Origin of the sequence: Streptomyces sp. 3211.6 (genome assembly GCF_003634815.1) — a bacterium.
Taxonomy (GTDB): domain Bacteria; phylum Actinomycetota; class Actinomycetes; order Streptomycetales; family Streptomycetaceae; genus Streptomyces; species Streptomyces katrae_A.
In genome coordinates this window covers 6,944,418-6,959,783 of the sequence record NZ_RBXC01000001.1, presented here as the reverse complement: position 1 = coordinate 6,959,783, position 15,366 = coordinate 6,944,418, and the positions used below count along the sequence as shown (strand labels likewise).

10 protein-coding genes and 2 pseudogenes are annotated in these 15,366 nt (G+C 70.5%); 7 read left to right on the top strand and 5 right to left on the bottom strand.

Annotated elements, in window-relative coordinates; translation table 11 throughout:
• The first annotated feature begins 2 nt into the window (after window positions 1-2).
• Both araA and BX286_RS31960 read left to right on the top strand, forming a co-directional pair.
• Complete coding sequence (araA, locus tag BX286_RS31965; protein ID WP_121017157.1) at window positions 3-1,514, top strand: L-arabinose isomerase; 1,512 nt, start codon at window positions 3-5, stop codon at window positions 1,512-1,514.
• 123 nt (window positions 1,515-1,637) lie between these two features.
• Window positions 1,638-1,772 (top strand): annotated as a pseudogene (locus BX286_RS31960) (AbfB domain-containing protein); the annotation flags it as partial.
• A gap of 58 nt (window positions 1,773-1,830) precedes the next feature.
• Here the strand turns inward: BX286_RS31960 and mmsB are convergent.
• From mmsB to chvE, 3 genes are all read right to left on the bottom strand, one after another.
• Window positions 1,831-3,084 carry a multiple monosaccharide ABC transporter permease gene (gene mmsB / locus BX286_RS31955; protein ID WP_121017155.1) on the bottom strand — a complete coding sequence of 418 codons (1,254 nt, stop codon included), beginning with the start codon at window positions 3,082-3,084 and terminating at the stop codon, window positions 1,831-1,833.
• A gap of 3 nt (window positions 3,085-3,087) precedes the next feature.
• A complete protein-coding gene (gene mmsA / locus BX286_RS31950; RefSeq protein ID WP_079423920.1) occupies window positions 3,088-4,635 on the bottom strand; it encodes a multiple monosaccharide ABC transporter ATP-binding protein in 1,548 nt (515 codons plus the stop codon).
• A 106-nt stretch (window positions 4,636-4,741) separates the two neighbouring features.
• Window positions 4,742-5,824 (bottom strand): multiple monosaccharide ABC transporter substrate-binding protein, encoded by a 1,083-nt coding sequence (gene chvE / locus BX286_RS31945; protein ID WP_107438220.1) that lies wholly within the window; start codon window positions 5,822-5,824, stop codon window positions 4,742-4,744.
• 420 nt (window positions 5,825-6,244) lie between these two features.
• Here chvE and BX286_RS31940 point away from each other — a divergent pair.
• Both BX286_RS31940 and BX286_RS31935 read left to right on the top strand, forming a co-directional pair.
• Window positions 6,245-7,341 (top strand): annotated as a pseudogene (locus tag BX286_RS31940) (glycoside hydrolase family 43 protein).
• Window positions 7,342-7,431: 90 nt separating this feature from the next.
• Window positions 7,432-8,850: a non-reducing end alpha-L-arabinofuranosidase family hydrolase gene (locus BX286_RS31935; RefSeq protein WP_121017153.1), complete on the top strand. Its 1,419-nt coding sequence runs from the start codon at window positions 7,432-7,434 to the stop codon at window positions 8,848-8,850.
• 342 nt (window positions 8,851-9,192) lie between these two features.
• Here BX286_RS31935 and ptsP read toward each other — a convergent pair whose 3' ends face one another.
• Window positions 9,193-10,851 carry a phosphoenolpyruvate--protein phosphotransferase gene (ptsP, locus tag BX286_RS31930; protein ID WP_121017152.1) on the bottom strand — a complete coding sequence of 553 codons (1,659 nt, stop codon included), beginning with the start codon at window positions 10,849-10,851 and terminating at the stop codon, window positions 9,193-9,195.
• Window positions 10,848-11,120, bottom strand: a complete 273-nt coding sequence (locus BX286_RS31925; RefSeq protein ID WP_079423928.1) for an HPr family phosphocarrier protein — start codon at window positions 11,118-11,120, stop codon at window positions 10,848-10,850. Before BX286_RS31925 ends, ptsP begins: the two co-directional genes overlap by 4 nt.
• A gap of 339 nt (window positions 11,121-11,459) precedes the next feature.
• Between BX286_RS31925 and BX286_RS31920 the strand changes: the two genes are divergently transcribed.
• From BX286_RS31920 to BX286_RS31910, 3 genes are all read left to right on the top strand, one after another.
• Window positions 11,460-12,221: a DeoR/GlpR family DNA-binding transcription regulator gene (locus BX286_RS31920; RefSeq protein WP_079423930.1), complete on the top strand. Its 762-nt coding sequence runs from the start codon at window positions 11,460-11,462 to the stop codon at window positions 12,219-12,221.
• Complete coding sequence (gene pfkB, locus BX286_RS31915) at window positions 12,218-13,162, top strand: 1-phosphofructokinase (protein WP_079423932.1); 945 nt, start codon at window positions 12,218-12,220, stop codon at window positions 13,160-13,162. Before BX286_RS31920 ends, pfkB begins: the two co-directional genes overlap by 4 nt.
• A gap of 201 nt (window positions 13,163-13,363) precedes the next feature.
• Window positions 13,364-15,337: a fructose-specific PTS transporter subunit EIIC gene (locus BX286_RS31910; RefSeq protein WP_121017150.1), complete on the top strand. Its 1,974-nt coding sequence runs from the start codon at window positions 13,364-13,366 to the stop codon at window positions 15,335-15,337.
• Window positions 15,338-15,366 lie beyond the last annotated feature (29 nt).

Here is a 15,366-nt window from a genome sequence, read left to right as displayed (position 1 = left end):
CCATGAAGGCACAGAAGGCATTCCAGGGCCGCGAAGTCTGGTTCCTGACCGGCAGCCAAGGGCTGTACGGCGACGACACCTTGCGTCAGGTCGCAGAGCAGTCCCGCCGGATCGCCGACGCACTCGGCGACTCCGGCATCCCGGTGAACATCGTCTGGAAGCCCGTACTCACCGACGCCGGCGCGATCCGGCGGGTCTGCCTGGACGCCAACGCAGACGACACCTGCATCGGCCTCATCGCCTGGATGCACACCTTCTCCCCGGCGAAAATGTGGATCGCGGGCCTGGACGCCCTGCGCAAGCCGTTGCTCCACCTGCACACCCAGGCCGATGCCGCACTGCCCTGGGCGTCGATCGACATGGACTTCATGAACCTGAACCAAGCGGCCCACGGAGACCGCGAGTTCGGCTACATCCAGTCCCGGCTCGGCGTCGCACGCAAGACCGTCGCCGGACACGTCAGCGACCCCTCGGTCGCTGCCCGGATCGCCTCCTGGGCACGGGCCGCGGCAGGCCGCTCCGAGCTTCAGAGCCTCAAGCTGGCGCGATTCGGCGACAACATGCGCGACGTCGCCGTGACCGAGGGCGACAAGGTCGAGGCCCAGCTCCGCTTCGGCGTCTCGGTCAACACGTACGGCGTCAACGACCTGGTCGCAGCCGTCGACGCGGCCACCGACGCCGGCGTGAGCGAACTGGTCGAGGAGTACGAGGACACCTACCGCCTCGCGCCCGAACTCCGCGCGGACGGGGACCGGCACGACTCACTGCGTTACGCCGCGCGCATCGAACTCGGCCTGCGCGGATTCCTGACGGACGGCGGCTTCCACGCCTTCACCACCAACTTCGAAGACCTCGGCGGCCTGCGCCAGCTACCCGGCCTGGCGGTGCAGCGGCTGATGGCCGACGGCTACGGATTCGGCGGCGAGGGCGACTGGAAGACCTCCGTCCTGCTGCGCACGCTCAAAGTGATGTCCACCGGGCTGCAGGGCGGCACCTCCTTCATGGAGGACTACACCTACCACCTGGAGACGGGGCGGGAGTTGATCCTCGGCGCGCACATGCTGGAGGTCTGCCCGACCATCGCATCGGACGTGCCGTCCTGCGAGATCCACCCCTTGGGCATAGGCGGCCGCGAGGACCCGGTCCGCCTCGTCTTCGACGCCCGGACCGGTCCCGCCGTCGTGGTCGGGCTGGCCGACATGGGCGACCGGTTCCGCCTGGTCGCCAACGAGATCGACGTGGTCGAGCCCCTCGAACCGCTGCCGAACCTCCCCGTCGCGCGCGCCGTCTGGCAGCCGCGCCCGAACCTGCGCACCTCGACCGAAGCGTGGCTGACCGCCGGCGGGCCCCACCACACCGTGCTGTCCAGCGCGATCGGGACCGAGGAGCTGGGCGACCTCGCCGACATCCTCGCCACCGAGCTGCTGGTCATCGACGCGGACACCACGATCCGCCGGTTCACCAAGGAGATCCGCTGGAACCAGGCCTACCACCGCCTGGCCCAGGGCTTCTGACGCAGGCGCCGTCCACCGGCTGCGGACCCAGGGAAACGGCCACACCCTGCACGGCGGCCCCGAGGGCTCCGACGCGCCCATCCGGGATGCCACAGAGGTGCGCGAGCCGAGCGCGCCGGCCTCGCGGACCCGGCGGGGGTCTCCTACGAGTCGTACGGCGCCGCGGGCCGGTACGTGCGGCACTACGACTTCCTGCTCCACGTCCAGCCCGTCGCCACCACCCCCGCCAAGGGCGACGCCACCTTCCACCGGCAGTGACGACCGGGTCCGGCCGCACTCCCCCGCAGGGATGCGGCCGGACCGGGGCGGAACGGGTTCAGGAGCCGGCCTTGCGCTTGTTGTAGACGTCGAAACCGACCGCAACCAGCAGCACCAGGCCCTTGATGACCTGCTGGTAGTCGGTGCCGATACCGACCAGCGACATACCGTTGTTGAGCACGCCGAGCACCAGGCCGCCGATGAGGGCGCCGAGCACCGTGCCGACGCCACCGGAGGCCGAGGCGCCCCCGATGAACGCGGCGGCGATCGCCTCCAGTTCGAAGTTGATACCGGCCTGCGGCGTACCCGCATTGAGACGCGCCGCGAAGACCATGCCGGCCAGGGCGGCCAGCACACCCATGTTGACGAAGGCGAGGAAGACGACGCGCTTGCTCTTGACGCCCGACAGCTTCGCCGCGGCCTCGTTGCCGCCGATCGCGTAGGTGTGGCGGCCCAGGATGGAGTTGCGCATCAGGTAGCCGAAGGCGACCAGCAGCACGCCGAGGATCAGCAGCACGATCGGGAAGCCGTGGTAGCTCGCCAGCAGCAGGGTGAACACCAGTACCGCGGCGCCGATGGCGCCAAGCTTGGCCAGGAAGAAGCCGAGCGGGAGCAGGTCGAGGCCGTAGCGGGCGGCCTGCCGTCGGCCCCGGACCTCCTGGAGGACCGCCACCACGAGCACGACGAGCCCCAGCAGCAGAGTGAGGTTGTGGTAGTCGGTCCGCGGGCCGACCTCCGGCAGGAAGCCGCTGCTGATCTCCTGGAAGCCCTTGGGGAAGGGAGCCACCGACTGGCCCTGCAGCAGGATCTGCGTCCCGCCGCGGAACAGCAGCATGCCGGCCAGCGTGACGATGAAGGACGGGATGCCGACGTACGCGATCCAGAACCCCTGCCAGGCACCGGCGGCCGCGCCGATCAGCAGGGCGGCGGTCAGCGCGAGCGGCCACGGCACGTCGTGCCTGACCATCATGGCGGCCGCGGCGGCGCCGACGAAGGCGGCCAGCGAACCGACCGAGAGGTCGATGTGACCGGCGATGATCACGATCATCATGCCGATGGCCAGGATCAGGATGTAGCTGTTCTGCTGGATCAGGTTGGTGACGTTGAGGGGCTGGAGCAGGATGCCGTCGGTCCAGATCTGGAACACCACGACGATCAGCGCCAGCGCGACCAGCATGCCGTACTGGCGTACGTTGCCGCGCAGCGCCCTCACCAGCAGGGGGCCGATGCCGCGACCGCCGCCGGGCTGGACGGGCAGGGCCGTCGTGAGGTCCGTGGTGCCCGGGGTGTCCGTGGTCTCTGTCGGGGCCATGCCTTACACCTGCTCGTTCTCGGTCGCAGCGCTCACGGTCATGAGGCGCATGAGTGATTCCTGGGTCGCGTCCGCGCGGTCCACCTCACCGGTGAGCCGGCCCTCGGCCATCACGTAGATGCGGTCGCACATGCCGAGCAGCTCGGGGAGTTCGGAGGAGATGATCAGCACCGCCTTGCCCTGGGCCGCGAGTTCGGCGATGACGGTGTAGATCTCGGCCTTGGCGCCGATGTCGATGCCCCGGGTGGGTTCGTCGAGGATCAGTACGTCCGGCTCGGAGAAGATCCACTTGCTGAGGACGACCTTCTGCTGGTTGCCGCCGCTGAGCTTCCCGGTCTCCGCGAACACCGAAGGGGCCTTGATGTTCATGGTCTTGCGAAAGGACTCCGCGACCCGGGTCTCCTCGTGCTCGTTCACCCACCCGCGCCGAGCGACCTTGCCGAGCGCGCTCAGCGAGATGTTGCGACTGATGCCGTCCATCAGGTTCAGGCCGAGGTGCTTGCGGTCCTCGGTGACGTACGCGATGCCGTGACCGATCGACTCCGGGACGGTGCGCGTGCGGATCTCCTCGCCGTTCAGCAGCACCCGGCCTCCGGTGCAGCGCCCGTACGAGCGGCCGAAGACGCTCATCGCAAGCTCGGTGCGGCCCGCGCCCATCAGGCCGGCGATACCGACGATCTCGCCGCGCCGCACTTCGAGCGACACGCCGTCGACGACCTTGCGCTGATGGTCGATCGGGTGGTGGACGGTCCAGTCCTCGACGGCGAAGGCGACCTCGCCCGGCTCGGGGGTCCGCTCGGGGTAGCGATGCTCCAGATCGCGGCCGACCATGCCCCGGATGATCCGGTCCTCGGAGATGCCCTCGGCGCCGACCGCGAGGGTCTCGATGGTCCGGCCGTCACGCAGGATCGTGACGGAGTCGGCGACCTGGGCGATCTCGCCCAGCTTGTGCGAGATGAGGATGCAGGAGATGCCCTGGGCCTTGAGTTCCAGGATGAGGTCGAGCAGCTTGCGGCTGTCCTCACCGTTCAGGGCGGCCGTGGGCTCGTCCAGGATCAGCAGCTTGACCTCCTTGGCGAGCGCCTTGGCGATCTCGATCAGCTGCTGCTTGCCCACGCCGATGTCGGCGACCCGGGTGTGCGGGCTCTCGTCCAGCCCGACCCGCCTCAGGAGCGACTTGGCGTGGGTGAGCGTGGTGCTCCAGCTGATGATGCCCCGGGTGGCGTGCTCGTTGCCGAGGAAGATGTTCTCCGCGATGGAGAGGTACGGCACCAGGGCGAGTTCCTGGTGGATGATCACGATGCCGCGCTGTTCGCTGGCCCGGATGTCCTTGAACGCGCAGGACTCGCCCTGGAAAAGGATCTCGCCCTCGTAGGAGCCGTGCGGGTGGACCCCGCTGAGCACCTTCATCAGGGTGGACTTCCCGGCGCCGTTCTCACCGCAGACGGCGTGGACCTCGCCGGGGGCGACGCTCAGGGTGACGTCGGAGAGCGCCTGGACACCGGGGAAGGACTTGCTGATCGAACGCATCTCGAGGACGGGTCCGGCCATGGTGGTGCATCCGTTCGACAGGGGCGGTACGGGCGGGGCCTGTCAGGTCGACTGCCCCGCCCGTACGCGCCCGGCTCTGGTGTGGCCCTGCGTTGAGGCCCCGCGGCTACTTGAGCTGGTCGGCGGTGTACTGCCCGCCGTCGACCAGCACCTTCTGGTAGTTCTCCTTGTCGACGCTGACCGGCTGCAGCAGGTACGCCGGGACGATCTTGACCCCGTTGTCGTACTGCTTGGTGTCGTTGACCTCGGGCCGGCCGCCGGTGAGCAGGGCGTCGCCCATCTGGACCGCGACCTTGGCCAGCTCGCGGGTGTCCTTGTAGACGGTCTGGGTCTGCTCGCCCGCGATGACGGACTTCACCGAGGCCAGCTCGGCGTCCTGGCCGGTGACGATCGGCAGGGCCTTGCCCGGGCTGCCGTAGCCGACGCCCTTGAGGGAGGACAGGATGCCGATGGAAATGCCGTCATAGGGGGAGAGCACCGCGTCGACACCGGCCGATGTGTACGACTTGCTCAGCAGGTTGTCCATCCGGGATTGTGCGACACCGCCGTCCCAGCGCAGCGTGCCGACCTGGCTGAGGCTGGTCTGACCGCTCTGGACGACCAGCTTCTTCTGGTCGATGTACGGCTGGAGCACGCTCATCGCGCCCTGGAAGAAGAAGGTGGCGTTGTTGTCGTCCGGCGAGCCGGCGAACAGCTCGATGTTGAACGGGCCCTTGCCGCTCGCGAGACCCAGCTTGTCGACGATGTAACTGCCCTGCAGGACACCGACCTTGAAGTTGTCGAAGGTCGCGTAGTAGTCGACGTTCCCGGTGCCGCGGATCAGGCGGTCGTACGAGATCACCGGAATCTTGGCATCGGAGGCCTTCTGGAGGACGTTCGTGAGCGAGGAGCCGTCGATGGCGGCCACCACCAGCAGCTTGGCGCCCTTCGTAATCATGTTTTCGATCTGCGAGACCTGGTTCTCGACGACGTTGTCGCCGTACTGCAGGTCGGTCTTGTAGCCCTTGGCCTGGAACTGCTTGACCATGTTGTCGCCGTCGTTGATCCAGCGCTCCGACGACTTGGTGGGCATCGCGATGCCGACGAGGCCACCCTTGGCGTTGCCGCCGCTTGCGCCGTCGCCCACACCGTTGGCGCTCTGGCCGCAGGCCGTCAGGGCCAAGGTGAGGCCCGCGGCAGCGAGGCCCATCGAAACCTTGCGCACTATTCCTCCAGTGGTATGCCGCGACCTCGGCAGGGGCCTCGGATCGGGTCGAGCGGGGTCGGGCACCGGCCCGGGGTGGAGCGGGCCGGGTTCGTTCGGGGTCGGTACGGCCGACCGGGCGGCGGGGTGGGTGAACCCGCTGGAGGCCCCGGTGGGTGCCGCTCTGGGCGGGTGTTACATGAGTGTTAACGCTCACAGAAACCGCGTCAAGGGCCCGGAGATCACCTTTGGATATAGCGCGGGGCAACGGGAGATACGGTCGAGGACGGGGGCTTGACCCCCAAATTGTGAGCGTTAACAATAGTCGTGGTACGCGGTCATGACGAAGCCGAAGAGCAGGCCCCGCATCCCGATCCGGGTGCTTTTCGCCCGGCGGCGGCCTCTGCAGAACGACAGGAGACGTACATGTCCGCGCTTCGCGCCCGGCTGTCGGCGATACTGCTCGCCGCCTGCCTGCTCTTCACATCCCAGGCCTTGATCACACCGGACCGGGCGGCCGCCGCCGACCCGGGCTACCTGATGTTGCACTTCACCGGGGAGGGGGCGGCCGGTCAGCAGATGTACCTCGCACACAGCACGGACGGCCTCCACTGGAACGACCTCAACGGCGGAGCACCGATCCTGCGCTCCACGATCGGCACGAAGGGGGTACGTGACCCCGCGCTGGTGAGATCCCCCGGCGGTGACAAGTACTGGATCATTGCCACCGACCTGTGCATCAGCTGCGGGCAGAACTGGGAGGCCGCCGTGAACAACGGCAGCCGCGACCTGGTGGTGTGGGAGTCGACGGACCTGGTCACCTGGTCGCAGCCGTGGCTGCTCAACGTCGCCGGCGCAATCCCCGACGGGCGCAACGCCTGGGCGCCGGAAGCGGTCTGGAACCCGGAGACCAACGACTACGTCCTCTACTGGGCGACGAACAAGCCCGTCAACGGCGTGAAGAAGCACCGCATCTTCTACGCCCGCACCAGTGACTTCCGCTCCATCACCACCCCGCAGACCTACATCGAGCGCCCCGGCCCGCAGGAAATCATCGACACCCAGATCGTCGAGATGCCGGCCGGCGTCGGCAGCCACCGCTACGTGCGGGCCTCCGGCGACGGCCAGATCACCCTCGAGGGCAGCAACTCGATCCTCGGCACCTGGCCGTCGGCTTCGACGTGCGCATCGACCAGAACATCACCGGCCCGGACGCCCAGTTCCGGCTGCGGCCCGGCCTGGCGGGCACGGGAACCGTCTCCTTCGAGTCGGTGAACTACCGCGGGTACTTCCTGCGGCACACCGGATACGACTTCCAGCTGGTCCGCGACGACGGCACCGCCCAGTTCGCCGCGGACGCCACCTTCCGCCAGGTCGCCGGCCTCGCCGATGCCGCCTGGTCCTCGTTCCAGTCGTACAACCACCCCGACCGCCATATCCGCCACTACGCCTACCAGCTCCGCCTCGACCCCATCACCACCGCGACAGGGCGCGGCGACGCCACCTTCCGCGTGACGAACTGACCCGACGCCGACAAGGACGCCGCGCATCGACAGTCCGGACAGCCTCTGACGGGGCCGACGGGAAACGCCTACTCAAGGAATGGGGCTCCCATGCGCAGACTGGGTTTCAGCCGCAGACATCTGTCCGTGGTGCTCGCGGCCCTGGTCGCTTCGGCGGCGACGCTCGTCGCCGGCCCGGCTCAGGCGGCCACCAGCGGTGCCTTGCGCGGTGCCGGTTCCGGCCGGTGCCTGGATGTGCCGGGCGCCGGCCGGACCGATGGCACGAACCTGCAGCTCTGGGACTGCTGGGGCGGGACCAACCAGCAGTGGACGCTGACGGACAACAACCAGCTCACCGTATACGGCGACAAGTGCCTGGATGTTCGGGGCCACGCCACCGCGGCCGGTACCCGGGTGGTGATCTGGAGCTGCAACGGCGGTACGAACCAGCAGTGGCGGGTGAACTCCGACGGCACGATCGTCGGCGTGGAGTCCGGGCTGTGCCTGGCCGCTACGGGCTCCGGTACGGCCAACGGCACGGCGGTGGAGATCTCGACGTGCAACGGCGCCGGCAACCAGAAGTGGACCGGCCCGTCCGCACCACCGAGCGGCACGTGTTCTCTTCCGTCGACCTACCGGTGGACGTCGACGGGTGCGCTGGCGCAGCCGGCGAACGGATGGGCCGCGCTGAAGGACTTCACCACCGTGACGTACAACGGCAAGCACCTGGTCTACGGGACGAACTACACGGGGTCGGACTGGGGCTCGATGATGTTCAGTCCCTTCACGAACTGGTCGGACATGGCGTCGGCCGGCCAGACCAAGATGAACCAGAACGCGGTGGCGCCCACGCTGTTCTACTTCGCGCCCAGGAACATCTGGGTGCTCGCGTACCAGTGGGGTCCGTGGCCCTTCATCTACCGCACGTCCAGTGATCCCACCAACCCCAACGGCTGGTCCTCGCCCCAGCCGCTGTTCACCGGCAGCCTCCCCAGCACCGACAACTCCCCCACCGGCCCGATCGACCAGACCCTGATCGCCGACGACCAGAACATGTACCTGTTCTTCGCCGGCGACAACGGCAAGATCTACCGGGCGAGCATGCCGATCGGGAACTTCCCGGGCAGCTTCGGCTCCTCGTACACGACGGTCATGAGCGACACGGCGAAGAACCTGTTCGAGGCGCCGCAGGTCTACAAGGTCCAGGGCCAGAACCAGTACCTCATGATCGTCGAGGCCCGGGGTGCGAACGGGCGCTACTTCCGCTCGTTCACGGCCTCCAGCCTGAACGGTTCGTGGACCCCGCAGGCCGCCACCGAGAGCAACCCCTTCGCCGGCAAGGCCAACAGCGGGGCCACCTGGACCGACGACATCAGCCACGGCGACCTGGTCCGCGACAACCCCGACCAGACCATGACCATCGACCCCTGCAACCTGCAGTTCCTCTACCAGGGCAGGGGCGCCACACCGGCAGGCACCGCCTACGAGAAGTGGCCCTACCGGCCGGGCGTCCTCACCCTGCGGCGCTGACCTGCCCGCATGTGATCACAAGCTCATGACCGTACCTCAGCCTGGGGACGACGCACCGGCGGGACGAGGCCCGCACGCCCCGTACCTCCTGCGGCCTGCCACCCTCGGTCGACGGCCAACCGGCATACCGGCCCATCGGCAGGCCGACATCGGCCGGCGTCGCGCGGCGCGTCAGCGCGATGGCGGGGGCCGGCCTTCGCGGCGACCGAGCGTCGTGTGGGGCGGTCCGCCACCGGCCGGTGTTCCCGAGCCCGACGGTCGTCATGACGGACGGGAGCGAGCGAGGCCCAGGACGTCCGTGGGCGCCGGGTCCGCATAGACCCGGCGCCCCGATGGAGTGGATCAGCGTCCCGCCGTGCTCGACCGGACCTTTCGGCGGGCGTCGTCGGCGTCGTCTGCGAGCAGGGCCAGCTCGGCGAGTTCGCGGCACTCGGTGAGGGTGTGTGTGGCCAGGGCGGCCCGCACCTCGGGGAGCGAGGCGGGCGCGGCGGACAGGCTGGTGATCCCGAGACCGACCAGCACCAGGGCCAGTGCCGGGTCGGCGGCGGCCTCGCCGCACACGCCGATCGGACGGCCGTGCTCAGCCGCCGATGCAGCGGCGGTGGCGACCAGCGCGAGCAGGGCGGGCTGCCACGGGTCGAGCAGCTCGGCGAGGGAGCCGAGCGTCCGGTCGGCCGCGAAGGTGTACTGGGCCAGGTCATTGGTGCCGATGCTGAAGAAGTCGCAGACCTCGGCCAGCCGGTCGGTCCGCAGGGCTGCGGCCGGGACCTCGATCATCGCCCCGGCCACCGGCAGGCCGTGCGCACGGACCCGGGAGGCGAATGCGGCGGCCTCTCGCGGTACCGACACCATGGGGGCCATCACCCAGACCTGCGCGGTGCTGTCCCGGGCGGCCTCGGCGATCGCGGCGAGCTGGGACTCCAGGAGCTGCGGATCCCGGGCGGCCGTCCGCAGGCCGCGGACGCCCAGGGCCGGGTTCTCCTCGTCGGCGGAGGTGGCGAAGGGCAGCGGCTTGTCCGCGCCCGCGTCCAGCGTGCGGACGACCACCCGGCGCCCGGCGAAGGCCGAGAAGACCTGCCGGTAGGCGGCGGCCTGTTCGGCACGGCCCGGTGCCTCGGTGCGGTCCAGGAAGAGGAATTCGGTGCGGAACAGGCCCACGCCCTCGGCGTCGGCGGCAGCCGCACCGGCCAGCTCGTGCGGCGCACCGAGGTTGACCAGCAGTGAAACCGGGTGGCCGTCGGCGGTCCGGCCCGGTCCCTGGAACCCGGCCAGTAGCTCGCGGCAACGGCGGTCCCGCTCGGCGGCCCGCTCGACCGCCTCCGGACTCGGGTCGGGCTCGATCACACCGTCCGCGCCGTGCACCAGGACCTGCCGGCCGTCCTCCAGTTCCGCGGCGGCGGTGCAGCCGACGACGGCGGGCAGACCGAGCGCCTTGGCGAGGATGGCCGTGTGACTGGTCGGCCCGCCGCGGACGGTGACGAGGGCCAGCACCCGCTCGGGGTCGAGCAGCGCGGTGTCGGCGGGGGCCAGGTCGTCGGCGACCAGGACGTACGGGTGCCCGGGGTCGGGCGGGCCGGGCAGGGGCAGGCCGAGCAGGTACGCCACCGCTCGGTCGCGCAGGTCGTCCAAGTCGGCGGCGCGTTCCGCGAAGTACCCGCCGGCGGCGACCAGCGCGGCGCGGAAGCCGTCGAAGGCGGTGGCGAGCGCGTGGGCGCCGTCGGTGCCCTGCTCTGCGAGGGCGGCGGCCCGGTCGGCGAGGACCGGGTCGGCGGCCATCATGGCCTGGGCCGCGAGCACCTCGGAGCCGGTGCCGCTCACGCGGGCGGCGCGCTCGTGCAGGCCGGTGACGACCGCACCGAGGGCGGCGCGGACCGCCGCCGCCTCGGCCGCCGGGTCTGCGACGGCCCTCGGGGCGGGCAGCGTGGGTACGGGTGCCATCCGGGCGACAGGCCCTGCCGCACTGCCGGTGCCGACGCCGATCCCGCGTATCAGATCACTCATGCCGCTGCGTCGAGGTCGGAGGCGAGCAGGGCGGCCAGCGCCTTCAGCGAGTCCTGGGCCCGGTCGCCGGAGGCGGTGAGCTCCAGGGTCTCGCCGCTGCCGGCGGCCAGGGCGAGGACGGACAGCAGGCTGCGGGCGTCGACCGGGGCCTGGCCCGGGCGGCCGATGGTGACCTTGGCCGGCTGCCGGGCGGCGGCCTGGACGAACAGTGACGCCGGGCGGGCGTGCAGGCCGCTCTCGGAGCCGACGGTGACCTGGATCGAGTGCATGGGAATTCCTTGGGGAGACGATCGCCGACCCGGGTGGGAACCGGGTCGGCGGGAGAGTCGGGCACGGCGGCCCGCGCAGAGGGTGAAGCGCGGCCCTCGTGGTTCGTGCCCGGTCTTCGCGTACGGGGGCAGTCGCGGAGACCGGGCGGTGCGTGGTTTCACGCCCGTCAACGTGTTGTTTCGATTGGTTTTACGCCCGGTCAGCGAGGGATGTCAACACATTCGGGCAAGACCAAGGGGCTGCGAAGGCAGACTGGCCGACGTGTTGCTTTTTCGTCCGGAGCGCGTATGGTCGGGCTTCACCAGGCGTAAACAGACATGAAACGGACCCAATCCCACATGTATGCACCCGAGCGGCAGCAACGCATCCTCCGCCTCGCCCAAGAGCAGGGCAGGGTGGACGTGCCGACGCTGGCCGAGGACTTCGGCGTCACGCAGGAGACCGTCCGCCGTGACCTGAGCGCCCTCGACCGGGCCGGTCTGCTGCACCGGGTGCACGGCGGCGCACTGCCCGTCGGCGCACTGCACCTGGAGCCCGGCCTGGCCGAACGGGACTCCACGGCCGGCGCCGAGAAGGAACGCATCGCCAGGGCGGCCCTGGCCCTGCTCCCGAGCGAGGGCAGCGTGATCCTGGACGCGGGGACGACGGTCTCCCGGTTGGCCGGCCTGCTCCCCGCCGACTGCGCCCTCACCGTCGTCACCAACGCTCTCCCGGTCGCAGCCCGGCTGGCCGACCATCCCGGGCTCGCCCTCCACCTCGTCGGAGGGCGGCTGCGCCACCGCACCCATGCCGCCGTCGACGCCTGGGCCCTGCGCGACCTGGCCGACATCCACGCGGACGTCGCGGTGATCGCCACCAACGGCTTCTCCCCGGAGGGCGGTCTTTCGACGCCGGACCTCGCCGAGGCGGCCGTCAAACGGGCCATGCTCACCGGTGCCGGACGGGTGGTCCTGGTGGCCGATTCCTCCAAGTTCGGCGCCCGCCATTTCGCCCGGTTCGGCTCTCTGGACGAGGTCGACGTCCTGGTCACGGACACCGGACTGACCGACGTGCAGGCCGCCGAGATCGAGAACCACGGACCGGAAGTCATCCGCGCATGATCGTCACCATCACCCCGAACCCCAGCCTCGACCGCACCTACGAGCTGGCAACGCTCGCCCTGGGCGAGGTGAACCGGGCCGCGCACGACCGGCTGGACCCGGGCGGCAAGGGCGTCAACGTCTCCCGTGCGCTCACGGCCGCCGGCCACCGCACCCGTGCCGTCCTGCCACTGGGCGGCTTCTCCGGGCAGCTGCTCTCCGATCTGCTGCGCCGCCAGGGCATCGAGGTCGCGGCAGTGGCGATCTCGGGCGACACCCGGATCAACGTCTCGATCGCCGAGGACGGCGGCGGCCTCACCAAGATCAACTCGGTGGGTCCGGAGCTCAGCGCCGCCGAGTCGGCCGCCCTGCTGGCGCTCGTCCGCGTCGACTGCACCGGGAACGACATCGGCTGGCTGGCCTGCTGCGGCAGCCTGCCGCGCGGACTGGGACCCGAGTGGTACGCCGAGTTGGTCGCGCAGGTGCACTCGGGTGGCACCCGGATCGCCCTGGACACCTCCGGGCCCGCACTGCTCGCCGCGCTCTCGGCCCGCCCCGACGTGGTCAAACCCAACCGGGAGGAACTCGCGGAGGCCGTGGGCCGCCCGGTCGTCACCGTCGGCGACGCCGTGGACGCGGCCGGGGAGCTGCGCAAGCGCGGCGCCCAGCAGGTCCTCACGAGCCTCGGTGCGGACGGGATGCTGCTGATCGCCGAGGAGGGCAGCTGGTACGGCAGCGCACCGGTCGCGGCCGTCCGCAGCGACGTGGGAGCGGGCGACGCCTCACTCGCAGGCTTCCTCGGAGCCGGTGGTACCGGCCCCGGGGCACTCGCGGCGGCCCTGGCGCACGGCGCCGCCGCCGTACAACTGCCGGGGAGCGTCATGCCGACCCCGGCCGATCTGGACCCGGCCGCGGTGCTCGTTACGGCGGACATCCCGCTCGAACGACCGCTTCGCGGTTGAGAACGGCCTCCTGAGGGAGGGACGCCGACGGACGAACGCCGAGCGCGACACCGGCGCGGCTGCGACCACAGCGGCCGAGCGGGCACCCGCAGGCGAGCGTCCGGCATCCCTGCCGGAGGCACCACGCCCGACCGTGTGGGACGGAAGGGCGACCCCGGGGGCAAGAGAACACTGTCAGCCACCAGTTGAAGGATCGACACGATGAGCGACACCAGCGGACTGATCACACCCGCACTCGTTGATCTGCATCTCGCCCCCGAGGACAAGAGCGAAGCTCTCCGCGCCCTCGCCCAGCGGCTGGTCGCCGAGGGCCGGGTCACCGACCTCGACGGCTTCCTCGCCGATGTCGCCGCCCGCGAGGCCCAGGCCCCGACCGGGATGGGTGAGGGAATCGGCATTCCACACTGCAGATCACCCCATGTCACGCAGCCGAGCCTGGCCTTCGGCCGCAGCGCGAGGGGGGTGGACTTCGACGCCCCGGACGGACGGCCCGCCGACCTGATCTTCCTGATCGCGGCACCGGCCGGTGCGGACGACACCCATCTGCAGATCCTCGCCGCGCTGGCCCGCCGCCTGATGGACCCCGCTTTCACCGGCGCCCTGCGCGATGCCGAGAGCCCGAACGCGGTCGCGGCCCGGATCAACGGAGAGGAGGCGCCGGCCGCCGCTCCGGAGACGGCCGCCCCCGGCGGTGGGCTGCGGCTGGTCGCGGTGACATCCTGCCCGACCGGCATCGCCCACACCTACATGGCCGCCAAGGCCCTGGAACTGGCCGCCGCCCGGGCGGGTGCGCAGATCCAGGTCGAGACCCAGGGCTCGGCCGGGACGACGCCGCTGGCCCCCGAGATGATCGCAGCCGCCGATGCGGTGATCTTCGCCCATGACGTCGAGGTCCGGGACCGCGCCCGCTTCGCCGGCAAGCCGACCGTGGACGTGGGCGTGAAGGCCGCCGTCAACCGCGCCGACGACCTGATCTCCCGGGCCGCCAGGCTGGTCACCGAGACCGGCGGCGGCGCACGTGCCGCCGCCGCACCGGTCGCGGCACCGAGCGCGCCGGCGGGCGAGCACTGGGCCCAGCGACTGCGCACGTACCTGATGACGGGCGTCAGTTACATGATCCCGTTCGTCGCGGCCGGTGGTCTGCTGATCGCCCTCGCCTTCGCGATCGGCGGCTACCAGATCGCCTCCGCCCCGTCCGTACTGGGCCACTTCGAATGGACCTCGTCGCACAGCTGGGCGGCGATGCTGTTCCAGACCGGCAAGGCCTCCTTCGGCTTCCTGGTCCCGATCCTCTCCGGATACATCGCCTGGGCGATCGCGGACCGGGCAGCACTGGCCGCCGGGATAGCCGGCGGTGCCGTCTCGGTGGCAGTCGGCGCGGGCTTCCTCGGCGGCATCGTGTCAGGTCTGATCGCGGGCTTCCTGGTGCTGTGGATGATCCGGTGGAACGTGCCGCAGGCGATCAAGGGCATCATGCCGGTGGTGGTGATCCCGCTGCTGTCGGTGGGGGTGGTCGGCTTCGTGATGTTCGTGGTGGCCGGCTCACCGATCGCCTCGGCCATGCACGGCCTGACCGACTGGCTGAACGGCCTCTCCGGCTCCAACGCGATCCTGCTCGGCACGCTGCTCGGCGCGATGATGGCCTTCGACATGGGCGGTCCGCTCAACAAGGTCGCCTACACCTTCGCCGCCGGTGCGCTCACCGCCGCGGGTACCACCCCGGACTCCGGCAGTCTCAAGGTGATGGCCGCCGTGATGGCCGCCGGTATGACCCCGCCCCTGGGCATGGCCTTGGCGACCGTCGTCCGGCGTCGGCTGTTCACCGCCGAGGAGCGGGAGAACGGCAAGGCTGCGTGGGTGCTCGGCGCGTCGTTCATCACCGAAGGTGCGATCCCGTTCGCGGCGGCCGACCCGCTGCGGGTCATCCCGGCCAACATCGTCGGCAGCATGACCGCCGGCGGCCTGGTGATGGCCTTCGGCTCCACCCTGCGGGCCCCTCACGGCGGAATCTGGGTGCTCCCGCTGATCGGCAGCCCGTTGCTGTACCTGATCGCGGTCGCGGCGGGCACGGCGGTCACCGCGGCGGTGGTGGTCGTGCTGAAGGGGATGCGGAAGCCCGCCGCCCCGCCGGCCCCCGGCTCCCCCGTCGCCGGACGGGAGCTGGTCGCCGCCTGACGGGAGCCGCCTGATGGGAGCTACGGAAC

Coding starts and splice junctions, on each gene's coding strand:
- chvE (WP_107438220.1), bottom strand. CDS start 5,824: ATGGGCCTCGCTGCCGCGGGCCTCACCTTGGCCCTGACGGCCTGCGGC.
- mmsB (WP_121017155.1), bottom strand. CDS start 3,084: ATGGCCCCGACAGAGACCACGGACACCCCGGGCACCACGGACCTCACG.
- BX286_RS31910 (WP_121017150.1), top strand. CDS start 13,364: ATGAGCGACACCAGCGGACTGATCACACCCGCACTCGTTGATCTGCAT.
- ptsP (WP_121017152.1), bottom strand. CDS start 10,851: ATGAGTGATCTGATACGCGGGATCGGCGTCGGCACCGGCAGTGCGGCA.
- pfkB (WP_079423932.1), top strand. CDS start 12,218: ATGATCGTCACCATCACCCCGAACCCCAGCCTCGACCGCACCTACGAG.
- mmsA (WP_079423920.1), bottom strand. CDS start 4,635: ATGGCCGGACCCGTCCTCGAGATGCGTTCGATCAGCAAGTCCTTCCCC.
- araA (WP_121017157.1), top strand. CDS start 3: ATGAAGGCACAGAAGGCATTCCAGGGCCGCGAAGTCTGGTTCCTGACC.
- BX286_RS31920 (WP_079423930.1), top strand. CDS start 11,460: ATGTATGCACCCGAGCGGCAGCAACGCATCCTCCGCCTCGCCCAAGAG.
- BX286_RS31925 (WP_079423928.1), bottom strand. CDS start 11,120: ATGCACTCGATCCAGGTCACCGTCGGCTCCGAGAGCGGCCTGCACGCC.
- BX286_RS31935 (WP_121017153.1), top strand. CDS start 7,432: ATGCGCAGACTGGGTTTCAGCCGCAGACATCTGTCCGTGGTGCTCGCG.